The sequence below is a fragment of the Asticcacaulis sp. genome, assembly GCA_024707255.1.
Classification (GTDB): Bacteria; Pseudomonadota; Alphaproteobacteria; order Caulobacterales; family Caulobacteraceae; genus Asticcacaulis.
The window spans coordinates 876,085-896,693 of sequence record JANQAC010000001.1; the positions used below are offsets into that span (position 1 = coordinate 876,085).

At 62.9% G+C, this 20,609-nt stretch carries 26 protein-coding genes and 2 pseudogenes; 1 reads left to right on the forward strand and 27 read right to left on the reverse strand.

Annotation, left to right across the window (positions count from 1 at the left end; translation table 11 throughout):
• Window positions 1-45: 45 nt before the first annotated feature.
• The 21 genes and pseudogenes from NVV72_04120 to NVV72_04220 all read right to left on the reverse strand — a co-directional run bounded on the left by NVV72_04120 (window position 46) and on the right by NVV72_04220 (window position 14,945).
• Complete coding sequence (locus tag NVV72_04120) at window positions 46-429, reverse strand: hypothetical protein (protein ID MCR6658553.1); 384 nt, start codon at window positions 427-429, stop codon at window positions 46-48.
• Between the two features lie 40 nt (window positions 430-469).
• On the reverse strand, window positions 470-1,390 hold the full coding sequence (locus tag NVV72_04125; protein ID MCR6658554.1) for a hypothetical protein: 921 nt from the start codon (window positions 1,388-1,390) through the stop codon (window positions 470-472).
• 109 nt (window positions 1,391-1,499) lie between these two features.
• The gene (locus tag NVV72_04130; GenBank protein MCR6658555.1) at window positions 1,500-2,942 is read right to left on the reverse strand and encodes a sensor histidine kinase; all 1,443 of its coding nucleotides are present in this window, start codon (window positions 2,940-2,942) and stop codon (window positions 1,500-1,502) included.
• Window positions 2,939-3,619 (reverse strand): response regulator transcription factor, encoded by a 681-nt coding sequence (locus tag NVV72_04135; protein MCR6658556.1) that lies wholly within the window; start codon window positions 3,617-3,619, stop codon window positions 2,939-2,941. The genes NVV72_04130 and NVV72_04135 overlap by 4 nt, the downstream gene beginning before the upstream one ends.
• A complete protein-coding gene (locus tag NVV72_04140; protein MCR6658557.1) occupies window positions 3,620-3,991 on the reverse strand; it encodes a hypothetical protein in 372 nt (123 codons plus the stop codon). It lies immediately after the preceding gene.
• A 190-nt stretch (window positions 3,992-4,181) separates the two neighbouring features.
• Window positions 4,182-5,175, reverse strand: a pseudogene (locus NVV72_04145) (DnaJ domain-containing protein).
• Window positions 5,176-5,442: 267 nt separating this feature from the next.
• Complete coding sequence (locus NVV72_04150) at window positions 5,443-6,351, reverse strand: hypothetical protein (GenBank protein ID MCR6658558.1); 909 nt, start codon at window positions 6,349-6,351, stop codon at window positions 5,443-5,445.
• Window positions 6,348-7,301 carry a phage tail protein gene (locus NVV72_04155; GenBank protein ID MCR6658559.1) on the reverse strand — a complete coding sequence of 318 codons (954 nt, stop codon included), beginning with the start codon at window positions 7,299-7,301 and terminating at the stop codon, window positions 6,348-6,350. Before NVV72_04155 ends, NVV72_04150 begins: the two co-directional genes overlap by 4 nt.
• Entirely contained in the window at window positions 7,258-9,111 is a 1,854-nt protein-coding gene (locus NVV72_04160) for a glycoside hydrolase TIM-barrel-like domain-containing protein (protein MCR6658560.1), read from the reverse strand. Before NVV72_04160 ends, NVV72_04155 begins: the two co-directional genes overlap by 44 nt.
• A 64-nt stretch (window positions 9,112-9,175) precedes the next feature.
• Window positions 9,176-9,643 (reverse strand): NlpC/P60 family protein, encoded by a 468-nt coding sequence (locus tag NVV72_04165; GenBank protein MCR6658561.1) that lies wholly within the window; start codon window positions 9,641-9,643, stop codon window positions 9,176-9,178.
• Entirely contained in the window at window positions 9,640-9,942 is a 303-nt protein-coding gene (locus NVV72_04170; GenBank protein ID MCR6658562.1) for a phage BR0599 family protein, read from the reverse strand. The genes NVV72_04165 and NVV72_04170 overlap by 4 nt, the downstream gene beginning before the upstream one ends.
• Window positions 9,887-10,297 (reverse strand): DUF2163 domain-containing protein, encoded by a 411-nt coding sequence (locus NVV72_04175; protein MCR6658563.1) that lies wholly within the window; start codon window positions 10,295-10,297, stop codon window positions 9,887-9,889. Before NVV72_04175 ends, NVV72_04170 begins: the two co-directional genes overlap by 56 nt.
• A gap of 106 nt (window positions 10,298-10,403) precedes the next feature.
• Window positions 10,404-11,015: a DUF2460 domain-containing protein gene (locus NVV72_04180; GenBank protein MCR6658564.1), complete on the reverse strand. Its 612-nt coding sequence runs from the start codon at window positions 11,013-11,015 to the stop codon at window positions 10,404-10,406.
• Between the two features lie 98 nt (window positions 11,016-11,113).
• The gene (locus NVV72_04185) at window positions 11,114-11,629 is read right to left on the reverse strand and encodes a phage tail tape measure protein (GenBank protein ID MCR6658565.1); all 516 of its coding nucleotides are present in this window, start codon (window positions 11,627-11,629) and stop codon (window positions 11,114-11,116) included.
• Window positions 11,622-11,861, reverse strand: a complete 240-nt coding sequence (locus NVV72_04190; GenBank protein MCR6658566.1) for a phage tail assembly chaperone — start codon at window positions 11,859-11,861, stop codon at window positions 11,622-11,624. Before NVV72_04190 ends, NVV72_04185 begins: the two co-directional genes overlap by 8 nt.
• Entirely contained in the window at window positions 11,854-12,096 is a 243-nt protein-coding gene (locus NVV72_04195; GenBank protein MCR6658567.1) for a gene transfer agent family protein, read from the reverse strand. Before NVV72_04195 ends, NVV72_04190 begins: the two co-directional genes overlap by 8 nt.
• Window positions 12,097-12,112: 16 nt before the next feature.
• On the reverse strand, window positions 12,113-12,517 hold the full coding sequence (locus tag NVV72_04200) for a phage major tail protein, TP901-1 family (protein MCR6658568.1): 405 nt from the start codon (window positions 12,515-12,517) through the stop codon (window positions 12,113-12,115).
• A gap of 77 nt (window positions 12,518-12,594) precedes the next feature.
• The gene (locus tag NVV72_04205; protein MCR6658569.1) at window positions 12,595-12,996 is read right to left on the reverse strand and encodes a DUF3168 domain-containing protein; all 402 of its coding nucleotides are present in this window, start codon (window positions 12,994-12,996) and stop codon (window positions 12,595-12,597) included.
• On the reverse strand, window positions 12,993-13,301 hold the full coding sequence (locus tag NVV72_04210) for a hypothetical protein (protein MCR6658570.1): 309 nt from the start codon (window positions 13,299-13,301) through the stop codon (window positions 12,993-12,995). The genes NVV72_04205 and NVV72_04210 overlap by 4 nt, the downstream gene beginning before the upstream one ends.
• Window positions 13,302-13,318: 17 nt before the next feature.
• Entirely contained in the window at window positions 13,319-13,588 is a 270-nt protein-coding gene (locus NVV72_04215; protein MCR6658571.1) for a head-tail connector protein, read from the reverse strand.
• A gap of 145 nt (window positions 13,589-13,733) precedes the next feature.
• Entirely contained in the window at window positions 13,734-14,945 is a 1,212-nt protein-coding gene (locus tag NVV72_04220; GenBank protein ID MCR6658572.1) for a phage major capsid protein, read from the reverse strand.
• 250 nt (window positions 14,946-15,195) lie between these two features.
• Here NVV72_04220 and NVV72_04225 point away from each other — a divergent pair, with 250 nt between their 5' ends.
• Window positions 15,196-15,579, forward strand: a complete 384-nt coding sequence (locus tag NVV72_04225) for a hypothetical protein (protein MCR6658573.1) — start codon at window positions 15,196-15,198, stop codon at window positions 15,577-15,579.
• Here NVV72_04225 and NVV72_04230 read toward each other — a convergent pair.
• From NVV72_04230 to NVV72_04255, 6 genes and pseudogenes are all read right to left on the reverse strand, one after another.
• Window positions 15,545-15,973, reverse strand: a complete 429-nt coding sequence (locus NVV72_04230; protein MCR6658574.1) for an HK97 family phage prohead protease — start codon at window positions 15,971-15,973, stop codon at window positions 15,545-15,547. The two genes, NVV72_04225 and NVV72_04230, sit on opposite strands and share 35 nt — an antisense overlap.
• A complete protein-coding gene (locus tag NVV72_04235; protein MCR6658575.1) occupies window positions 15,970-16,200 on the reverse strand; it encodes a hypothetical protein in 231 nt (76 codons plus the stop codon). Before NVV72_04235 ends, NVV72_04230 begins: the two co-directional genes overlap by 4 nt.
• Window positions 16,197-17,365 (reverse strand): annotated as a pseudogene (locus NVV72_04240) (phage portal protein). The gene NVV72_04235 and the pseudogene NVV72_04240 overlap by 4 nt, the downstream one beginning before the upstream one ends.
• Window positions 17,366-17,442: 77 nt before the next feature.
• Entirely contained in the window at window positions 17,443-18,651 is a 1,209-nt protein-coding gene (locus NVV72_04245) for a terminase family protein (GenBank protein MCR6658576.1), read from the reverse strand.
• Entirely contained in the window at window positions 18,581-18,985 is a 405-nt protein-coding gene (locus NVV72_04250; protein ID MCR6658577.1) for a hypothetical protein, read from the reverse strand. Before NVV72_04250 ends, NVV72_04245 begins: the two co-directional genes overlap by 71 nt.
• A gap of 206 nt (window positions 18,986-19,191) precedes the next feature.
• Entirely contained in the window at window positions 19,192-20,607 is a 1,416-nt protein-coding gene (locus NVV72_04255; protein ID MCR6658578.1) for a glycosyl hydrolase, read from the reverse strand.
• Window positions 20,608-20,609: the final 2 nt, after the last annotated feature.

Below are 20,609 nucleotides of genomic sequence, written 5' to 3' on the forward strand. Positions count from 1 at the left end.
TGGCCTCAATAGCCGATTTCAGGCCAAAAGAAAGCCTATACAGGCTCAGGCTACGGATTTCGAGGGGTTCATCAGGTCCGATGACGCGACACGGCGTCGCGCCAGTTGTCCCTTTTCCTCGCCGCACAGAGCTTCCATGAGGTCGGTAATGCGCTCAAATCCAGCCAGCAACTGCTCCGCATCAAAGGGTTCATCGCCATTGGCCAGGGCCAGCAGTTCGGTGAAATAGGCATCCAGCGTCAGTTCGCAGGCCTCCGCCGTCTTGGCCTGCAAGGAGGCGAACCCGCCGGACATGGCGATCGGCCGCACCTTGCGGATAAAGGTCAGGACGCCGTGCGCCGTGGCCATGACCGCATCCGGCGGCACGCGCGCATAATCCGGCACCTCCTTCTTAACCCGGCCATAGACCCGTTCGGTGCGCATCGGCATGACGCCTTCAAGTGCCTTTTCCGCGCTCTTGAGCTGGTGCTCAACCAGGCCGGCAATGGTCTTCTGGGCTTCGGTGATCCGCTTGCCCCTGGGGGCCGCCGCGCGTCAGCTCGACATAGTGCCCGAACGCCTGAATCTGGCTGAGGCAGTGCGCCACCCGCTCGCCGGCCGCGGCCGGATCGTCGCAAACCTGCCCCTTGCCGCCCATGAAAGCCTTGATGGCGGCCAGGTCCGCTTCGATGCGGTCAAGGATGCGTATACCGAAATCCGCCAATTCCGATTCGGCCAGGAAGCGGTCGTTCGGCCGGTCGGACACAATGGCCACGAACTTGATAATCTGGGCGCCGTCATCCAGATTGGCGAAGATGATCTCCAGAAAGCGCGTGCCGCCGTTGATATCGAGATCGCTGGCGTCACCGAACATGACGCGCAGGGCCGCGGCCTTGTCGGCGTCGATCCGCCCCATGAAATCATCGAGCCGCGCCAGTACCTGACGCGCCAGCCGGTGCAGGTCGAGATAATGTCCGAATTCCGCCACCGCTGCACGGTCGGCCTCACTGGCGCCGGGACGCAGAATGATCTCCGGCGTGTCATAGCAGATATGGGCCGCCGCCGTCACCAGCCGGAAAAAGACCACCGGCGTCGGGTCTTCCGCGCGCAGGGTTCTAAAGGTCGCTTGCGCCTCGGCGCAGAGATCGGGCTCGCTTGCGCCCAGCGCCGACCACAGGGCATTGACGATCCACGGCTCGAACCTGACCCCGGCCAGTCCATCGGCGCGCGTCCGGAACAGCGGCATGAAGGGCGCGAAAACCGCCTCACGCACCTGGCGGAATGCCATCTCGGCCGCGATCAGCTCGCGGACCTCGACCATCTTCGCCTCATTGGTCAGGCCAAGCGCCATTTCCAGCGAACGCAGGGACGCCTGGGGCAGGGTGCGAACCAGCCCTTTGAGCATATTCATGCGCTTTTCGGCTATCAAGCCTGCCAAACCGGAAATCCTTACGCCACAACGCTTTAGGGAAAACGCATCATAGTAACGATCCGGTTAATTTTGTCTGACGGGTATCCGATCACCTTGCCTGTTCGGACAGGATAGCCGGCAGTTTCGCCAGCACTTTCAGGCCGCCCCAAGGGGAACGCTCGAAATGCAGCCGTCCGCCATAGGCGCGCACCAGTTCATCGACAATCGACAGCCCCAGGCCGGAGCCCGGCACGCTCTCGTCCAGCCTTGCACCGCGCTTCAGAACTTCGTCGAACCGGGCCTCGTCCAGCCCCGGCCCGTCATCCTCTATGGCCAGGGTCATCGTCTGATCGGCCGCGATGAATTCGGCGGTGATCCACACCTTGCGCCGGCACCAGATACAGGCGTTTTCCAGCAGGTTACCCGCGATTTCCTGCAGGTCCTGTTTTTCGCCACGGAAGGCCAGGTCTTCCGGCGCGCGCCAGTCGATGATCACGCCCTTGTCCTGAAAGACCTGCTCCAGCATCACCGCCAGTTCATCGAAAACCGGCTCCACCGGCGTCCGCTCCCCCATGGCCTGGGAACGCGCCGCCGCCCGCGCCCGGCGCAGGTGGTGATCGACCTGGGCCCGCATGGTTTCGGCCTGCTTGCGCATGGTTTCCGGCAGCACCCCTTCCGTCTCGCCGGCCGTCGCCATCAGCACCGACAGCGGCGTCTTCAGCGCATGCGCCAGATTGCCGACGTGCATGCGCTGGCGCTCCACCACCTCCTGCGAATAGTCGAGAAAGGCATTGAGCTGCGTGGCCACCGGCGTGATCTCCGCCGGATAGGTCTTGGTCAGGCGCTGCTGCTTGCCGCTCTGCACATCGGCGATCTCGCCGGTCAGATCGAACAGGGGGCGCAAACCGACCCGCACCTGGATGAAGATGGCCACAAGTGAGCCTAGCGCCAGAATGAACAGCGCCGCCGCTGTCAGCAGGGCGAAAGTGCGCACGTCCTTTTCAACCGGACTGGAATCCTCCCCGACCATGAAAACATAAGCCTTGCCACCTACCATAGAGTAGATCACAGCAACCCGCAGGGGCTCGCGCACCGGCCCGAAACCGTTATAAAACACACTGGTGCCGTTACGCGCCTTCTTGGCATTGGCCAGCACCGACGCGGGCAAGGCCAGTTGCTCGTTCCATAAGGAACGCGACGTAACCGGCGCGACCAGCGCGCCCTGGGGATTAACTTCGCCGACCTGCCAGTACAGCCCTGAATGGATGATGGTCGAACTCGTGTCGACGAAGCGCGAAGTATCTATGCCGTTTCTATCTATGTTAACGACCGAGAACAGGTTGAAAGCCGATTGCCCCACCCGTTCCTGGAAACGATTCATGGTCACTTCATGAAAATAAGCCGTCAGCGCGATGCCCGTAACGACAAGAGCAAAGATGAACCATACCGAGGCCAGCCGGATCAGCCGCCCGACCAGCGAATTGCGGCGCGTCAGCCGGCGCCAGAGTTTGCCGGCAGCGCGAACGATTGGGGCAGTCGTGTCATCGCTCACAGATCGCTGATCTCGTCATGCAGCGGCTTGAGCCGATAGCCAAGGCCGCGCACGGTCTCGATCCGGTCGGTGCCTATCTTCTTGCGCAGGCGGCCCATGAAGACCTCGATCGTATTGGAATCGCGATCGAAATCCTGATCATAGAGATGCTCGACCAATTCGGTGCGCGAGATCACGCGGCTCTGGTGCAGCATCAAATAATGCAGCAAGCGGTATTCCAGCGAGGTCAGACGCAGCGGCTCGCCATTGACCGACGCCCGCGCCGCCCGCGGGTCGAGCCGCACACCACCGCAGACCAGCATGGGCTGGGCATGGCCGGCGGCCCGGCGCACCAATGCACGCAATCGGGCCAGCAACTCCTCGGTATGGAAGGGCTTGGTCAGGTAATCATCAGCGCCGGCATCGAAGCCCGCCACCTTGTCGTTCCAGGCGCCACGCGCCGTCAGGATCAGCACCGGCGTCGACTTTCCGGCGCGCCGCCACTTTTCCAGCACCGAAACGCCGTCAATCTTGGGCAGGCCCAGATCGAGGATCACGGCATCATAAGGCTCCGTATCGCCGAGAAAATGCGCTTCCTCGCCATCGGGCGCATGATCGACCACATAGCCGGCATCGCTGAGCGACGCCTTCAACTGGCGCGACAGGTCGGGATCATCTTCGGCTAACAGGATTCTCAACTAGCGTTCTCCAATAATACGGCCTGAATCAGCATCGACCAGCAGATCGACGCGTCCGTGATCGGTCGCCACGCGCACCCAGAAGACAGAACCGCCCTGCGGTCCGGCGTCAAGCACCCGCCCGCGCTGTCCGGCCACAGCCATGGCCCGATTGATGCGATCGTCACGGTTCTGGAACTGCCTGCCATTGCCGCGATCGAAATTCTGCGCGTTCGCCGGACGATCCCGTGACGGGCGGTTGTCGTCCTGCCGGTCGTCCCCGCGATTGCCGCGGCGATCGTCATTACCGCGCTGGCGATTGCCGCCGCTGTAATCGCGGTCCTTTTTATTGCCCGCCAGAATCATCACGGCTTCATCCAGACCGCCGCGCATGGCCGGGGCTCCGCCGCCGCGACCGCCGGAGCGGCCACAGGCGCGGCGATCAGCACAAGACTAAGAAGGGGCCAAATCTGTTTCATGACGCCATTTATAGAGGTCAACACCTGAACCTTATCTGAACAGACGCGTCAGGGAAGTAAATAATTGGAAAAAATACAATCTGCCCGATTATGCCCTTACCACCCTATTTCCGCCGGGTGGTGATGGTTGGCGTATAGTCCGCCTTGTCACGCCAGCGTTCGAGGAGGCTGGTGAACTCGGCCTTCAGGTCAGCCGGCATCCCGTCCAGGCCCTTGTCCGGCATGGCCAGGACGACATGGGCGAACAGATCGCCGCGCGTGCCGGCCTTGGCATCGAGCGCGCCGCGCCCCTTCAGGCGCAGGATGGCGCCCGAATTGGAGCCCTTGGCGAGGTTGACGCTGACCGGACCATCCGGCGTCGGGGCCTGTACCTTGCCGCCCAGCAGGGCATCCGGCAGCGAAACGAACAGATCCATATGCAGGTCGTTGCCATCCATGCGGAAGACCGGGTGGGGCTTCAGGTGCAGTTCGACCAGGGCATCGCCATGCGCGCCACGGCCCGTAGGCGAAGGCGAGCCCTGCCCCTTCAGGCGCAGGGTCTGGCCATCGCGCGAACCCTTGGGAATATTGACATCGACCGTGCGGCCATCCGAAAGCAGCACGCGTCTTGTATTGCCGACAATGGTATCGAGCAGGTCAATATCGAGCCGGATCTTGATATCCTGTCCCTTGGCCGGCGGTTGTTCACGCTGACCACCGAAACCGCCAAACCCGCCGCCGAACGGACTGCCGCCCCGCGCGCCAGCGCCGCCCCCAAACATGCTCATGATATCGTCGATATCCATGCCCTCGAACTGCGTGCTGCGTCCGCCACCGGCGCCAAAGGGCGAGCCGCCGGCGCGCCCCCCCGCCGCCGAAGCCACGGAAAATTTCGCGCCCGTCGGCATCGATCTCGCCGGCGTCAAACTTCTTGCGCTTGTCGGTGTCTTTCAGGAAATCATAGGCCGCCGTCACACGCTTGAAGCGCTCCTCGGCCACCTTATTGTCACGGTTGGTATCGGGATGCAGTTCCTTGGCCAGCTTGCGGAACGCCTTCTGAATCTCGGCATCGCTGGCCCCTTTTTTCAGGCCCAATTCAGAATAGGGATCATTTGCCACTGTAAAACATACCTCCGCGATAGAGGTGTGTCCTAGACCTTATCGTTTCAAGAGGCAAGCATCGCCACGGCGATGCTTGCCTCTTGAGTCTTTCATAAGAGGTTGCGCGCAAACGTGCGCGGCGGCCGGTCGGCCTTGCCAAAATTCAATGAATGAATTTTGTAGACTTCTCCCCCCTGCAAAGCGGCAACTTCGTTGTGAGGGAAGTGTCGAGCAACGCGCGGACCGCAGGTCGCAGCGCGTCGAGACGGAGGGGGCCACTTCACCCTAAGCCAAAGCCACAGTCAGCACCGGCCCATAGCCCCAGACCTGCGATTTCTGCGCAATTTCCACCCGCACATCCGCGCCGAATCCTGCCAGAAAATCTGTCATGCGTTCCGCATACACCCATTCCGGCGTGCTCACCTCAACTTCCCGCACCAGGTCATCGCCATCCCACACCTGCACGCGATAAAGCTCATAGTCCTCGCACAGCGGCGGTTCAGCCTCCCAGCTATCGCCGCCATAGCGCGGCGACCTGAGCCAGCTTATCGTATCCCCCGTCACCCGGCCAAAGACCGGCGCGCGCGGCCGCAAAGCCAGACCCGTCCATGTCGCGGTCACATCCAGCGCCCCCGCTGCCACACCACCAAAGCCGGTCCTCCCCACACGCCATACCCGCGACAGTCCCAGTTCCTCCAGCGCCATATCGGCGTGTACAAACCCGGCCGGCAGGCTCACCACCTCCGCCCCCGCGCTCATCCCCGCCAGCAGAGCCTGTTCCGTGCCCCACTGCCCGCGGATCAGACCGGTCAGGCGATACTGATCGACGCCCAGGGCCGCCGCAGTCAGATACTGGATGATCTCCCATTCGTCATTATCCGCCTGAACGCACAGATAATTCTCCCCTGCCAGCACCTCTTCCAGGCTGCGGCTGCTAGGGGCGGCCCCTTCAAGGTAGATATCGAGCGAAGCCCCCTCATGAAGATAATGCGCCCGCTGGACCGGCACGCCCGTCAGCACCCGCCCGACCGACGCCGCCTCAGTCACCCGCCCGCGCAGGCGCAAGGAGGTCGCACTCGCTCCGGCATAGACATCCGCACCGGCCCACGGGTCCGCCGAAGGCACCAGCACCGGCCGCGCATTGGCCTCGTCGGTGCCGAAACACGGCAGTTCCAGCAGCCGGAAACCGGTCATGATCGCCCCCGACACCACCGCACTGACCGACCCAGATACCGACGGATCGGCGCTGACAAACGCCCGCGCTTCCGGCGCCGGCTCAAGCGTGACGGTCGGCGCCTCCCCTGATCGACATGGCCCAGGCGATAATTCGCCGCGCCAAACGCCACCCCGTCGCCCGTTTCCAGTTCCAGCAGGCGCAGGGGGTCGATATCGAGCGTCACGGTCTGACTCACACCCTGTACAGCCCGCAACGCATAACCGGCATAGTCCATCGCCTGCCCCGCGCTCAGAACCAGCGGCAGCTCCACCGACGCCTGCGATGCCCCCGCCTCATCGCCGCGCACCGTCACCGCCAGCAACTGATAATCGCGATCGACATCATAGCAGCGCAGGGTCAGGCTGGCCGGCGGCACCAATAAATCGCGCCGCGCCATCACCGCGTTCTGGTCATTATAGGCCAGATCGCCGGCCAGCAACGCCGCATCCATGCCATGCGTCGAACCAATCAGCTTCAGCCCCTCGCCGCGCTCAACCACCGCCAGTCCGAGATAGGCCAGCACCGGCGACAGCGCCTCCGCCGCCGTCATCGGCTGTTCGATGACATAGCCATCGATCGCGCCAATCACTTCATCGAGATCGAGCTGTGTCACCCCCGCCTGGCCGGCGATATCGTTGATTAAATTCTTTGCCTCCCCCGCGCCGACCCGCCCGTTCAGCCAGTGCCCGGTCCGCCAATTGGCCGTATCGCCCCAGACATCGGCGCGTTGCGGAAAATACGGATAGGGTCGCACGTCCCAACACCAGACTGCCATGTCCGCCAGCATCGGCCCGCCATAAACCGTGCTCACCGGATTATGCGCCGCATAATGCTGCATATAGGCGGTGAGGCAGGCGCGCTGCGCCCGGTCATCACGCGCACCACTAGAGAACGGCGGCAGGGCACTTTCCGAGCTTTTTCGGATCAAGAAACAGGTTCGGCGCGTTCGGTCCCTTGTCGATGGCGCCGCAACCGATCTCTATAAAGCGGATCGGCTTGGATTGCGGCACCCACGCGGTCGCCACAGCCGAGCGCACCCCATTCGGCCGGTTATGATGCGCATTCGACCACCAGGAAACGATATCCTTCGGCCGGAAAATCCACGGCTCGCCATAGGCGCCATCGCTGATCACGGATCGCGCTTGCGCCGCGCGATTGGCCTCGCTGGCATAATACCAGTCGAAGCCTTCACCGGCTGTGATCCGCCCTTGCAGATAGGCGTCGTCATAGATCGCAGCCGCCAGGCCCCGGTCGAGATGATCGTCGCCATCGCGCCAGTCGGTCAGCGGCGCATACCAGTCGATGCCGACAAAATCGATATTGCCATCCGCCCACAAGGGATCGAGATGGAAGCTGACATGGCCGCTGCCATCGGCCGGCTGGTGGCCGAAATATTCCGACCAGTCGGCGCCATAGCCGATCAGCGTCTCCGGTAAAAGGCCGCGCACCTCCGCCGCCAGGGCGCGTAAGGCGCCAACCATCGGATAGGTGTTGACGGCGCTTCTCAGGGTCGTGAGCCCGCGCAGTTCGGAGCCGAGCACAATGCCGTCCACCCCGCCCGCCGCCGCGCCCAGGTCCGCGCAATGCTTCACAAACCGGCGAAAGCCCCACACGCCATCCATAAAGGCGCTGACCGCCGTGGCTGCGCCTGCCGTCATATCCGCCGCCGAAGTGATCCGCCCGCGCCACGGATAACCAGCGCAGTCCATCAGGATAAACGGGATCAGTGTCACACTGTACCCCCGCGCCTTCAGTTCGCGGATGGCCTCAATCACCACGGTATCCGCGGGCGTGCCGCCAAAGGCCGGACGCCCCCCGATCTGCGACACCACATAAGCGTCTTCGCGCCCCACGCCATCCACTTCCCAGATGAGCGACGTCGTCAATTTGTCCGCCACCTCGACGCCGGGCCGGATGGTGCATGTGGCCGCATCCAGGCTTGAGCCAAACCAGCTCACCACCAGGTTGACCGTCTTCACATTGGGCAATTGCGCCTGCAACTGATCGAGTGAGACGACGAAATCGGTGCGGCCGTCACCCGTATGCTGGGTTTCGTAACTGGCGCGCGTCATGCCGCTCAAAACGGCATTCGGTTCCGTCGCATAGATGAATTCGCCCGCGCCGGGGATCAGGCAGACGCCCTTGATCAGGCTTTCCAGATCGGCATAATCGCCCTTCGGACGCCGGAATACCTCGACCGACAGGTTGGGCGGGCGATTGCCAAACTGTGTTATATCGAGATCCTCAAACACCAGATAAGCCAGGCCGCGATAGGCCGGCGCAGCCCCCTCAACCGCCTCAATCAGGGCATCCGGCGTCTGGCTTTCCTCACCGCGATAGAGCCGGTAAGCTACCTGAGACTGATCGAGTAATTGTCCGTCGGCCCAGATACGACCGATACCATCGATCGGCCCTTCGCAAAGCCCGACGGCGAACGAGAGGCCATAACTGAAGCTTTCCGTCCTTCCCGATGTCTTGCTGGCGCGCGTCGTCGAGCGGTTCTCCTTCAGTCGCGTCGCCCAGATGATCGTACCCGCCACCCGCGCCTTGCCGAGGACCTGTTTGACCGGATCGCCCTGGGCGCTCCCGCTCAATTGCAAACCGCTCAGGCGCGTCCCGACCTGCCGCGTGGGCGCCAGACTGTTCAGCACCGTGCGGTCGATCGCCTGCCCGATCTGCGCCCCGATCCAGCCCCCGACCGGCCCGCCCAGGACCTGCCCCACCGCACTCAATACCACCTGCGCCAAATCTCAAATCCTTTCCTAAATCTCCTCCCCTGTAGCGAAGCGTACGGGGGAGGTGTCAGCGCGAGGCGCAACGCGCCGGTGTCGCTGACGGAGGGGGCAAATCGGGGTATCTAAACGCCCCCACTACCGCCTTACGCCAAAACGGCCCCAGCCAACTCTCGACCACCGCATGGCCCCAATAGGCATGGACGATCTTCGCCGCCGGATCGCATATCCCCTCTCCTGCGCTTAAGATCGCCACATGCTTGGTCACAGTGCCGGGCTTAATGCGAAAAGCGATCACATCCCCCGCCCGCGCCTCATCCACCGGCTCAAAATACGCGCGCAACCCCGCGATCAACCGGTCTTCTCCGCCAACCTCCGCCCAGTCCGGATTATAGGTCGGCAGCACACACGGCTCCGCACCATAAAGCGCCCTCCACACCCCGCGCACCAGACCGATGCAGTCACACCCGACACCCTTCAAACTCGCCTGATGCTGATAGGGCGTGCCGATCCATGACCGCGCCTCCGCCACAATCATCGCCCGGCGCCCTGCTGCCGCGACGCCCCATCCATCACATCGCCACTGCGCGGATAAACCGTCAGGAAATCCTCGCCCGGCAGGTCAGGGAAGCCGCGGAAGTTCAGTACATTATCGAACACAGTCAGGCAGGTGCTGTAGCGCTTGTCGCAACTGGCTGCCGCCAGAGCGCCTGTCAACCCGCACCGCGCATCGCCCAGGGCGGCATCGCACAGAAACCCAAACCGCCGCCCGATCACGCGGTCAAGCTGCGCCGCCGGTCCTTCGATATGGGCGATAAATGATCCGCCTTCCGCCACCCCCGCCCCGGCATTCCAGCCGCGCCAGCGTGCCCGCACCGGTCAGCACATAGTCCGCCGGCGTCGTCCAATCGACCGTATAGGTCCGCACCGCCGCCGCATCATAAAGCCCCGCCGCGATATCCTCAGCACTGATCGCCTCGCTGGAAATCACACCCGATATCGCCGCGCTGCCGGTCTCGCCGATATCCGCACTCGCCGCCCCCGCCGTCAGGCCGGACTGCGCCTGACAGACGACACCGAGAAAGACCAGCGCCCGGTCATGATCGGTAAAGCCGAGCGTCAAGCCATCGCGTCGCTCAATCAGCCAGACATGACAAAGCTTTGCCACCCCCTGCGTCAAAGCAGAGGCCATAGTCTCAGAAATTGTTCGCAAGGTTTTCCCTTTCTTGTACCTCCCCGCTTGTCGGGGAGGGGGACCGCGCGCCACTTGGCGCGTGGTGGTGGGGTTTCTTACTTCCTCACGCCCGTATCTCGACCAACGACACCGCCGTCAGCCGCCCGGCATCGACACCCTCCAGCGTCAGGTCGATCCGCTCGGAATCGAAGCGCACCGGCGTATCGAACTCAAAACCGGCCGTAACCGCCTTGCCCGCCGCCGGCGCGCCGGCCAGGGTCACAATGCCTGTGGTCTCATCGACCGAAAACCCGACCTCGACACCATCCACCGCCACCTGCACCGTACCACTCACCGGCTTGGTAATATCGCGCACCACGTCGCCATAGACCTTCACCAGTTGAAATGACGTCATCACGCCATTGCCGGTCCCGATCACCTGATCCGTCGCAGCCGGACTGACATTCAGCGCGCAGCTCTTAAAATCGGCGAAATCCTTGAAGCGGAAGCCATAGAGCCGCCCTTCCCGCGCCTCAAAAAACGCCAGCAACTCCGCCGCATCGACCAGCGACTTGACGCCCGCCCCGATCAGATAATGCCGGCGCCCAAGCGTCCATGGACTGATCCGACGCTCATAGCCCGAAGCCAGCGACACGATCTCGGTCTTGCGCTCGATCCCCGAACCCGACCCGAAGGCCAGCCGCGCCGGAAACCGCACCTCATGAAAACTTGTCATCACAATCCTTTTTTCTCCTATACCTCCCCACCTCTGGTGGGGAGGGGGACCGACGCGCCCTTGCGCGTTGGTGGTGGGGTGTCTTGCTTCCCTTAAACCTACCTCACCCCCATCCGCGCCGCGCGCTGCAAGGCCGTCGCCACCTGTGCCTCCGACCGCACCAAACCTTGCGCCCCGCCTGAAACCATCACGGTCACATTGACATTGGGCGAGGAACCACCGGCCTCAATCGATCCCGAAACCGCCGGCCGGAAGACCTCCGGTCCGCGCTCGCCAACCACATAACTGCCACCGGCACCGACAAAACCACCATCGGCTCGCGCACCCGAAAACGACGAACTCACCGCCGAAAACACCTCCGACAACACGCTCGCCAGACCGCCCGAAGACGACGACACGCCCGCCGCCGAATTGACCGCCGCCAGCACCGCCGAGGCCAGTTCCTTCAGGCTGATCTTGCCGTCCGAAGCGGCCCGCGCCAGCGAACGCGACAGGCTTTCCCCCGCCATGGAAAACGCCTGATCGATGGCATCGGCCGTTTCTGCCGCCGAGGCTTCCAGCGCCTTCAGACTGGCCCCCGCCTCACCGACCTGACCACCAAACGGATCACTCATCCGGAAACTCCCGCATTAAATCCTCCAGAGCCTGCCGGCTCAAAACCGCCATTTCCGGTGCGGCTGTAAGCATCTGCCATTCGCGCCAGCTCAGCCGCCAGAACGCCTCCGGCGTCAGACGCAAACCCAACACGCCATGCCGAAACAGCGAAATCCAAATATCCTCGCCCGCCCCGTTTACGGGGAGGGGGGACCGCGAAGCGGTGGGAGGGGCTATCCCACCGTTACCCATTCATCGCCTCGAACGCCTTGACCACCGCCCGGATCGCCTCGGCAAAGCCGATCCCATCCGGTAATTCATCCATCGCCAACGCCTGCAAAACGACCATCAGATCCGCCGCGCCGAGCGTCTTCAAACGCTCACCCAGGGCCTCGAATCCGGACACCTCGAAGTGCCCTTCCAGCGCCGCCAGTGCGCCAAGCGTCACGCACAAACGCACTTCACGCCCGCCCAGTGACACCGACACTTCCCCCCTCGCCGGATTACACAGCCGCAAAGCTGACCTCCCCCGCCGAAGCCAGGGTCAGGGCGAAACTGGCCTCGCCGTCGTGTTGGCCGGCATATTCCAGCGCCGCGATCAGGAACGGCCCCTCGAACTGACCAAAATCGGGCACAATCACCTGCCAGTCGGATTGCGCCTGCGCGAAAAATGCTTCACGCATCAGCGCATCCGAGGCCGCATCGCGGAAAACACCGGAACCCGAAACCGACAGCGACCGCACCCCGGCCCCCGCCAGCAATTCACGCCAGCCGCCCGAACCGGAATCGGTGACATCCACCGTCTTCGCATTGAGCGATACCGTCCGCGCCCGCAGTCCCGCCACGGTCACAAACGCCGCACCATCTGAAATCTTGAGCAGCATGTCCCTGCCCTTTTGCACAGCCATATTTTTCTCCTGTTTATCTTCTCCTCCCCTGCGCAGCGAGGCAGGTGGCGCGCGCAGTCGCGCCGGAGGGGGCCAGCCTAAACCGCCTCAGTCACCGCCCGAAGCCGGACCAACGCATAAGTCGTCCGCTGATCGGCCGAACGAAACACATCAACATAGGTCACCCGCAGACTGACCAGGCCGGCGATTTCCAATGCCGCGCCATCGAGCAAAACCCGCAGTTCCGCGGCCATCGCCTTGGCCTCTTCCGAGCCGTCGAACCGCGACACGCACATCAGATTGATCGCCTGCTCGGTCACCTCGGCATCCACCCCGCCGATCGATTGCGCCGACACCCGCCCGAAGCTGACATAGGGATAAACAACGCCCGCCGGCACCTGATCGTAAACCCGCGCCGGGCTCCCCAGCCAGACCGCCAGGGATGACTGCCCGCGCAGCCAAGCCAGCAGCCCCGCCTGTAAATCGAGAAGGTCGCTCATGCGTGAACCCTTTCCAGCCGCAGGCGCACAGAACCGTCCGTGCCTTCATCTAGACTGACGATTCGCCAGTCGAAGCCCCTGAGGTTGAGCCGCCCGCCCCGCGCCATGCCCGTCGCCGACCGGCAGATAAAATCCGCGCCCTGAACGACAAAGGCATCGCCCTCGGCCATGCTTTGCACAGCCGGCGTATCGGGCCGGAAATCGCCCCAGATCATGGCGTCCGGCGCCAGCGAAAATGACCGGCCGCCATAGGCGCTTTCCGTTTCGGTCACGGCATAGAGCCGCGCCGGCGTCTGCAAATCCATGATCCTCACACTTCGATTCACAGGCGCACCTCACGATAGGGCGAAAGCCACGCGTCCAGCGCCTCCAGGTTCATCGCTGCCTCGCCCCGGTTCTGGTAAGCCTGCGCCACCAGGTAGAGCAGGCAGAGCCGCAAGGGCGCCGGCGACGCCTCATCGAGCACCACACCGGCCTCACCCTCCAGCCGCATCTTCGCCGCCGCGACCAGAGTCGCGATCAGGGTATCTTCGGCATCGTGCGACACGCGCAAAAAGAGCTTGGTCTCGTCAAGCGAGACAGGATCAGCCATTTGATTTTCCTTAAGAATATTGATCTGACGACCAATCTAAACCCGTCCGAAACACCGGGGATTATTTCCCTATTCCCTGTACCTCCCCGGCTCTGCCGGGAGGGGGACCGCGCCCTTCTTAGGGCGTGGTGGTGGGGTTTCTGACTTAGCTTACAGCCACCTTAAGCAGCTTTATGGCATCAAAATTCTGCACGCCGCCGCCGACCCGCTTGGTGGTGTAGAACAGCACATAGGGCTTGGCCGAATACGGATCGCGCAGCACCGAAATCCCGGCACGGTCGACGATCAGATACCCCTTGGCGAAGTCACCGAAGGCCACCGAAAAGGCATTGGCCGCCACATCCGGCATGTCCTCGATCTCCTGCACCGGATAGCCAAGCAGAAGCGGCAGGCTGCCCGCCGTCATGGCCGGCTGCCAGATATAGTTGCCTTCGGCATCCTTGAACTTGCGGATCTTGGCGGCCGTGCGGCGGTTCATCACGAAGCTGGCGCCGGGGCGATACTGCGCCTTCGGGGCATAGATCAGGTCGATCAGTGCATCGGTCGGGTTGGTGGTGGCGAAATCGCTGGCCGCACCCGTGGCCACATAGCCGATCTGACCCCAGGTGGCCGAAGCATTGGCCGCCGTGGTGTAGCTTAGGAAGCCCTTCGGCTTGGCCGAACCGTCGCCGGAAACAAAGGCCGTGGTCTCCTGAGCGGCGAAGCTGTCCTCGATCTCGGAAGCCAGCCATTCGTCGAGATTGATATAGGCATCATCCAGCAGGTCTTGCGTGGCCGAAGGCGAGGCGTAGAGATCGCCGGCCGCGAAGGTGATCAGGTCGAGCGTCGCCGGATTGGTCTCCGGACGCGCGGCGGTTTCCGCCACCCAGCCGGAGGTAACTGATGCGGTCGTGACCGGCTTCTTGAAGGTCGCCGCACCGACCTGGCGTACCGTGGCCAGCGACCGGAAGGGCGACACCTGCGCCAGGCGGCGATCGATAAAGGTTTCCGTCTCGGTCGGCGCCAATACGCCCGAACCACTGGCCGACGAAATGCCTGCCTTCAGTTCGATGCCCATACGTCCTGAGCGCAAATACCCGTTCCAGGCCGCCTTGGCCTCATCCGGCTGGACCAGACGGCCCTCTTCGATCACCGGCCGCGACTTCTGGCTCATAAGACGCTGCAAACGTCCCTCGGCCGATTGCAGAGCGCTTTCGATGCGCTCCAGCTTGTCTTCCAGCAGGCCGTCGCCACGCTTGGTTTCGATGGCGCTGAGGCGCTCGTCATTGGCCGCCTTGAAGGCTTCAAAATTGGCCAGCACCTCATGCAGGGCCGCACGCACCTCCGGCGAGGCCGCGGCCTGTTTCACTTCTTTCATCCATTTTCTCCAGTTGAAAAACACAGTCTCCCGCTCCTCCCCTCTTGGAGGGGAGGTGGCAGCGCGAAACCCTTCAGGGCTGGTGTCGCTGACGGAGGGGTAACAACCGACAGCGCGTTTACCCCTCCGTCTCGATGCGCTGCGCTTACTCGACCCCTCCCCGCTTGTCGGGGGAGGGGGACCCCAACCGCTTGCGGTCGGGGTGGTGGGGTTTCTTGCTTACTGATTTCGATATGCTAGGTTCGCCGCCATGACCGCCTTCACTTCACTTGAAATCGCCGTATTGGCGGCCATCTGCAATAGTCAGGTTCCGTCGCTTCGTGCCTTGCTCGATACCGCCCAAATGACTGAACGTGAAAATACCGGGCATGGCTTCTACACCTCCTTTTCGATCGATCGCCGCCTGCCGCCAGTCCAGACGCCACATCGGCTGATCAATGGTCCCGTCGCCCATATGAACAACATGGGCGAGGGCATGATCATGGGCTTTATCCTGTGGCTCGAGGACGGCTATCCCGAATGCCTGGAAGGCTTTCAGTATGGCGATAGCCTGGGCAATACGATTGATTTGAAAGCACGCGATCTGACCACCCTGACGTTCACGCAGCTTGAACCACTTCCGCCATCGATGTGATCCGCGCACTCGGCAGCATTGGGAAGGTGACGATGGAAATTTCCCACAACTCCACCGCCGTCAGCACCCGCAGACTGCCGCTATCCTTGCGGCTCTTCACCGCGCGAAAACCGATGCTCAGGCCATCAACCACGCCGGCCTTCACCAGCGAACCGACCATCCGCGCCTCGGCATTCAAATCCAGAATCCGCCCCCGCACATAAAGCCCAATGGCATCCTCGCGCAGCTCGTCCCATACGCCCACCGGTGACTTGACCTGATGCTGGTAAAGCATCCGCACGCCCTTCGGCCCCGTCTTCACCAGCGTGTCACGAAAGGCCCCGGCCACCACCACATCGTCATTCAGGTCGCGCAGCCCAAAGCGTGAGGCATAGCCTTCGATATAGAGCGTCATGAATACTCCCTGTCTAACTTGGTCTCGATCCGGTCGAGCGTGGCGCGTTGTGCGAACGCCTGTTCTTCCAGCCGTGCCAGACGCTCATTGACGCCCGCCTGCTGCTCCAGCCGCTGCTCCATCATGTCGAGCCGGGCGCCGGCTCTGCCAACCCACAGCAGGACAAACGCCGTCTGTATAACGATCGTGATAACGGCCGCGAGCGGCACGGCCTGCCAGAAGTTCATGCCTCCACCTCACGCGCAATTTCACTTAGGCCCGCCAGATGCCGCCGCTCGGCATCGGTGAGGAAGCTCGCCGTCTCCAGCCTGGCCCACAGCGCATCCCGTTCCGCCGAAAGCGCCGGCAGGGCCTCGATATCGTTAACGATCCGCGCCCCCGGAAATTTAGCTTCCAGCCAGGCGCTCAAACTGCGCGTCGTCTTCTCGGTCAGCGGCAGCACAGCATTGCGCCAGAAGGCGGCATTGGCCTCCTTATAATTGGCGTAGGAATTATCACCCGGAATGCCCAGCAATTGCGCCGGCACACCGAAGGCCAAAGCGATCTCGCGCGCCGCGGCGTTTTTGCCCTGGATGAAGTCCATATCGGCCGGCGTCAGCGACATCGGCTTCCAGTCGAGCCCGCCTTCCAAAAGCAGCGGCCGCCCGGCATTGTCCTGACCGGAATAGGTGTCAGCCAGTTGCTCCTTCAGCCGCGCGAACTGATCCTCGGTCAGCCGCTCCGAAGCCTTCGAGCCATAGACCAGCGCACCGGATGGCCGCGCCGCATTATCCAGAAGCGCCTTGTTCCACGCGCCAGAGGCATTATGCACGTCGATCGAAAACGCCGCCGCTTCCAGAGGCGACAGCCCGTACCAGTCATCGAGCGGATGCCACAGCTTGAGATGCAGCACCTTCAGCCAGCCCTCGCCGTCCCGCCCGATCACAGCCTTCGCATTGCCGGTGCTGTACTCATAGGCGTCCGGCCATCCCGAACGCCCGGCACCACCTTCATCCTGTCGGGCCGCAGGCTCCACAGTTCCGCAGGCGCGTCATCATCGAGAAATGCCGCCTCGACATAGGCATTGCCCGCCGTCTGCAAACCGCCATAGAGCGCCTCGCGCAGGTCGGCCCCACCCTGCTCCGGATTGGGCCGGTCGATCAGGGTTTGCAGTGGATGATCCGGCGCGCGCCGCCCATTAAACTCCACTCGCATCGGCACGGAGGCACACGCCTCGGCAATCATCCTTACACACCGATAGGCGATGGCGTTCTTCGCAAAGCCTTCACTGGCCAGGGCCTGATAATTGCGCGGCGTCCACACCGGCTTCCCGACCACATTCATGGCGATCACCGACCCCGCCGCGCTCTGTTTCTGTTCCCGCCTGAAAAGGCCGCTCAATTTTTCAAACATCAAAATTTCCTTTTTCCTCCTCCCCTGCACAGCGGGGGAGGTGTCGCGGCTTGTCCGCGACGGAGGGGGCCTCTTCCCTAAACCCGCCGCAATCTCGGTTCTGCCTTCGCGTTCACCAGCAAGGCCCCAAGCGCCCAAACCAGCGCATCCGCCCTGTCCGGACTTTTCCCCAGTTCCCCGCTCCCCAAAGCCATCAGTTCCTCATCCAGTTCGGCAAACCGGCCCCGACCGATCGGGCAATGGCTCACCCGCCCCTGCTCATACAAGGCCGCCACCGGTTCGGCCCGCATCCGCTTGCCGGCCCTGGCATGGACCAGTTCGATCGGCATATTGCAGCCCGACATGGCCAGGAGCGACCGCACCATCTCCCCGCCCTGGTTGGCCTCGGCCACCACGCGATGCGCCCCGTATTCCGCCACAACAGACGCCACCTTCTGCGCCCAGCCGAGCGGTGAAAATCCGCTGACCGTGGCATCCTCCAGCACATAGCCACGCTCGCCCAGGCGGCCCGCGACCACGATCCCGCAGGCATCCCCGCCGGCCGTGGCCGACGGATCAACGGCTACCACCACCTCTTCAAAATGGTCCGGCCGCGCACCATAACAGCGCGCCAGATCGTCGGCCCGCCACAGGGCACGGTTGTCGTCATCGACCACCAGCCCTTCCAGTTCCTGCGCCGCCAGCCGCGTGCCGCCATAAAGCCCGCGCAGACCTTCCAGGAAGGCCGGCGCCAGGTTTTCAGCATTCTGTGCCGTCGAAGCCCGCGTAATCGCCACGCCCGGCTCGGCCATCAGATTGCGCAAGGCCCTGATCGGCTTCGGTGTCGTGGTCAGGCACAGCCGGGGTTTCTCTCCCAGCCGCAAACCCATCCGCAGCATGGCCAGGGTCTCGGCCGGATGCCGCCAGGCGCAGAATTCATCCGCCCAGGCGTAATGAAACTGCGGGCCGCGCAAACTCTCAGGGTCTTCCGCCGAATAGGCATAGGCCACCCCGCCATTGGGCCAGCGCAGCCGTTTCCGCGACACCTCATAGCTCGGCCGATTGCCCTTTGAAGCGGTGACTTTCAGCCCCGAAGGCCCCTCAATCATCACTTCGCGGACATCATGCAGACTGGCCCCGATCAATGCGCACCGCACCCCGCGCCCCGCCAGCGCCGACAGCCATTCGGCCCCGGCGCGTGTCTTGCCGGCACCGCGCCCGCCAAGAAACAGCCAGCTATGCCAGTCCCCCGTCGGTGCCTTCTGATGGTCGTTCGCCCAGAACCCCCAGGTCTTCCCGTTGTTCACCGGGCTGTCCGGATGCCACACCCACGCGCGAATTTCGTCGTCTGTGAGCGAGGTCAATAAGTTTGCGCTCAAGTTCGACCCGCCAGGCATGGTCACTGGTATCGTCATTCATGTCTTCTTCCTCAATATCGTCCGGCGTCTCATCTTCGCCCTTGAAAATCTGCTCTATCGCGGCATCGGCGGCCTTCAGCGCCTTGGCCATTCGCTCGGCTTCCAGCGGCGTCTTCGGCTCATCCAGGCCCTCAATGTGGCCCACCAGCTTTTCCGCCTGCGCCGCCAGCCTCAGCTTCAATGACGACTTCCACAGCGCCAGATCGTTCAGGTCTTTTTCCATGACCGCTACTCTACCGCCCCCCGGACCAGCGGGGATTTTTCGCACAAAAAAACCGTCCCGCAATCACGGAACGGCTTATCTGATCCTCCCCTGCGCAGCGGGGGAGGTGTCAGCGCGAGGCGCATAGCGCCGGTGTCGCTGACGGAGGGGGCAACGCTCCTCCCCATCTAAATGGGGAGGGGGGACCGCAAAGCGGTGGAGGGGCGCTACGGCCGCCAAACAAACGTCGCCACAGCCCCTGCTGGCAAGGTATAGCCAAACGTCTTCCCCTGCGCCTTCACCGAAAACGCCGTCGCCGCCGCATTGCCATTCAGCGCGATCAGCACCAGCGATCCATCCGGATTTTTAAACGCCACATTGGAAATCCCGTCCGCCTCATTGGACGCCACCCGCACCGCCCCCGCCTTGACGAATTTCGACGCATGGCCAAAAGCGTAATATTCGATATTTTTCGTCACCGCACCGGTCGTCGAATTGATGGTCACGATGCCCCGGCAATCGCCGCACCCGCCCTTGTGCGGCCCGAAATTCTCATCCAGCGCCAGGTTCCACATCAGCACGCCCTTCGCCCAGTTGCGCGTCGAGCCGATGATCAGGTTCTTTACCGTCCAGTCGAAGGTATCGCTGAATTTCGGCGCCCATTCGCCGCCCGAACATTCGGTGAAATAGGCGTCCTTGTCCGGATGCGCCTCATGCACCGGCCCCTGCGCCGCCACATCGCCATTATAGCAATGCCAGGCCACGCCCGCGACGTAAGGGCTGGCCTTCGCATCGCCCAGAACCGTCAGCGGAGAGGACGGCAAATCCCAGTTATGGTCATAATCGAGGATCTTCGTCCGGTCGCCGTCAGCCTTCAGTTTCGGCCCCAGAAACCCGCCGATAAAGGCGGCGCGCGACTCCGGTTCCACCCGCATCCCCGGATAGGAATCCGGCTCGAACCCCGGCTCATTCTGCAGGGTCAAAAGCGTGATATCGATACCTTCCGAACGCATATCGGTTAGGTAGCGGCTGAGATAATCGGCAAAGTTGGGGTAGGCGTCCGGCTTCAGAGACCCTTGAATGAGGCTGTCCGTCGTTTTCATCCAGCCCGGCGCCGACCATGGCGAGGCCATCACCGTCAGTTGCGGATTAAGCGCCAAAGCTTGCTTCACCGCCGGAATGACATCACCCTTCGCCGCGTCTATCGAGAAATGCGCCATAGCCGGATCGGTCTGCCCCGCCGGCATGTCATCGTAGCTATAATGCTCGCGCGAAAAATCCGAAGCGCCGATAGTCAGGCGCATAAAGCTGAAATTCAGACCCTCGGCGCCAAACAGATCGCCCATCAGGGCGTCACGCTGATCATCCGTCATCCTGTTGCGGATCAGGTAGGCCGAAGCATCGGTCATCGCCGCACCGAACCCCACCATGCTCTGGTAGCTCTGCGCCGGATCGATCGTGATCACCGTGCCCGAAGCCGCCGCGCCGAAATGCACATCTCCTTGCGGCGCCAGCAGCTTCGACTGGTCGGCGTCGGTCTCCCACACCTTGACTGCCGGATGGCTACCCGCCAATCCGCCGGCCGCACATCCGCCTAAGCCCATCAGCGCGGCCAATACCGCCACCTGAAAAATCCGCATCATCT

What these genes read in the sequence shown, in the direction of transcription:
- NVV72_04120 (MCR6658553.1), bottom strand. Translation starts at nt 429, where the DNA reads ATGCCGATGCGCACCGAACGGGTCTATGGCCGGGTTAAGAAGGAGGTG.
- NVV72_04125 (MCR6658554.1), bottom strand. Translation starts at nt 1,390, where the DNA reads ATGAATATGCTCAAAGGGCTGGTTCGCACCCTGCCCCAGGCGTCCCTG.
- NVV72_04140 (MCR6658557.1), bottom strand. Translation starts at nt 3,991, where the DNA reads ATGCGCGGCGGTCTGGATGAAGCCGTGATGATTCTGGCGGGCAATAAA.
- NVV72_04150 (MCR6658558.1), bottom strand. Translation starts at nt 6,351, where the DNA reads ATGACCGGTTTCCGGCTGCTGGAACTGCCGTGTTTCGGCACCGACGAG.
- NVV72_04165 (MCR6658561.1), bottom strand. Translation starts at nt 9,643, where the DNA reads ATGATTGTGGCGGAGGCGCGGTCATGGATCGGCACGCCCTATCAGCAT.
- NVV72_04175 (MCR6658563.1), bottom strand. Translation starts at nt 10,297, where the DNA reads ATGGCCTCTGCTTTGACGCAGGGGGTGGCAAAGCTTTGTCATGTCTGG.
- NVV72_04180 (MCR6658564.1), bottom strand. Translation starts at nt 11,015, where the DNA reads ATGACAAGTTTTCATGAGGTGCGGTTTCCGGCGCGGCTGGCCTTCGGG.
- NVV72_04185 (MCR6658565.1), bottom strand. Translation starts at nt 11,629, where the DNA reads ATGAGTGATCCGTTTGGTGGTCAGGTCGGTGAGGCGGGGGCCAGTCTG.
- NVV72_04190 (MCR6658566.1), bottom strand. Translation starts at nt 11,861, where the DNA reads ATGGGTAACGGTGGGATAGCCCCTCCCACCGCTTCGCGGTCCCCCCTC.
- NVV72_04200 (MCR6658568.1), bottom strand. Translation starts at nt 12,517, where the DNA reads ATGGCTGTGCAAAAGGGCAGGGACATGCTGCTCAAGATTTCAGATGGT.
- NVV72_04205 (MCR6658569.1), bottom strand. Translation starts at nt 12,996, where the DNA reads ATGAGCGACCTTCTCGATTTACAGGCGGGGCTGCTGGCTTGGCTGCGC.
- NVV72_04210 (MCR6658570.1), bottom strand. Translation starts at nt 13,301, where the DNA reads ATGGATTTGCAGACGCCGGCGCGGCTCTATGCCGTGACCGAAACGGAA.
- NVV72_04215 (MCR6658571.1), bottom strand. Translation starts at nt 13,588, where the DNA reads ATGGCTGATCCTGTCTCGCTTGACGAGACCAAGCTCTTTTTGCGCGTG.
- NVV72_04220 (MCR6658572.1), bottom strand. Translation starts at nt 14,945, where the DNA reads ATGAAAGAAGTGAAACAGGCCGCGGCCTCGCCGGAGGTGCGTGCGGCC.
- NVV72_04225 (MCR6658573.1), top strand. Translation starts at nt 15,196, where the DNA reads ATGACCGCCTTCACTTCACTTGAAATCGCCGTATTGGCGGCCATCTGC.
- NVV72_04230 (MCR6658574.1), bottom strand. Translation starts at nt 15,973, where the DNA reads ATGACGCTCTATATCGAAGGCTATGCCTCACGCTTTGGGCTGCGCGAC.
- NVV72_04235 (MCR6658575.1), bottom strand. Translation starts at nt 16,200, where the DNA reads ATGAACTTCTGGCAGGCCGTGCCGCTCGCGGCCGTTATCACGATCGTT.
- NVV72_04250 (MCR6658577.1), bottom strand. Translation starts at nt 18,985, where the DNA reads ATGGAAAAAGACCTGAACGATCTGGCGCTGTGGAAGTCGTCATTGAAG.
- NVV72_04255 (MCR6658578.1), bottom strand. Translation starts at nt 20,607, where the DNA reads ATGATGCGGATTTTTCAGGTGGCGGTATTGGCCGCGCTGATGGGCTTA.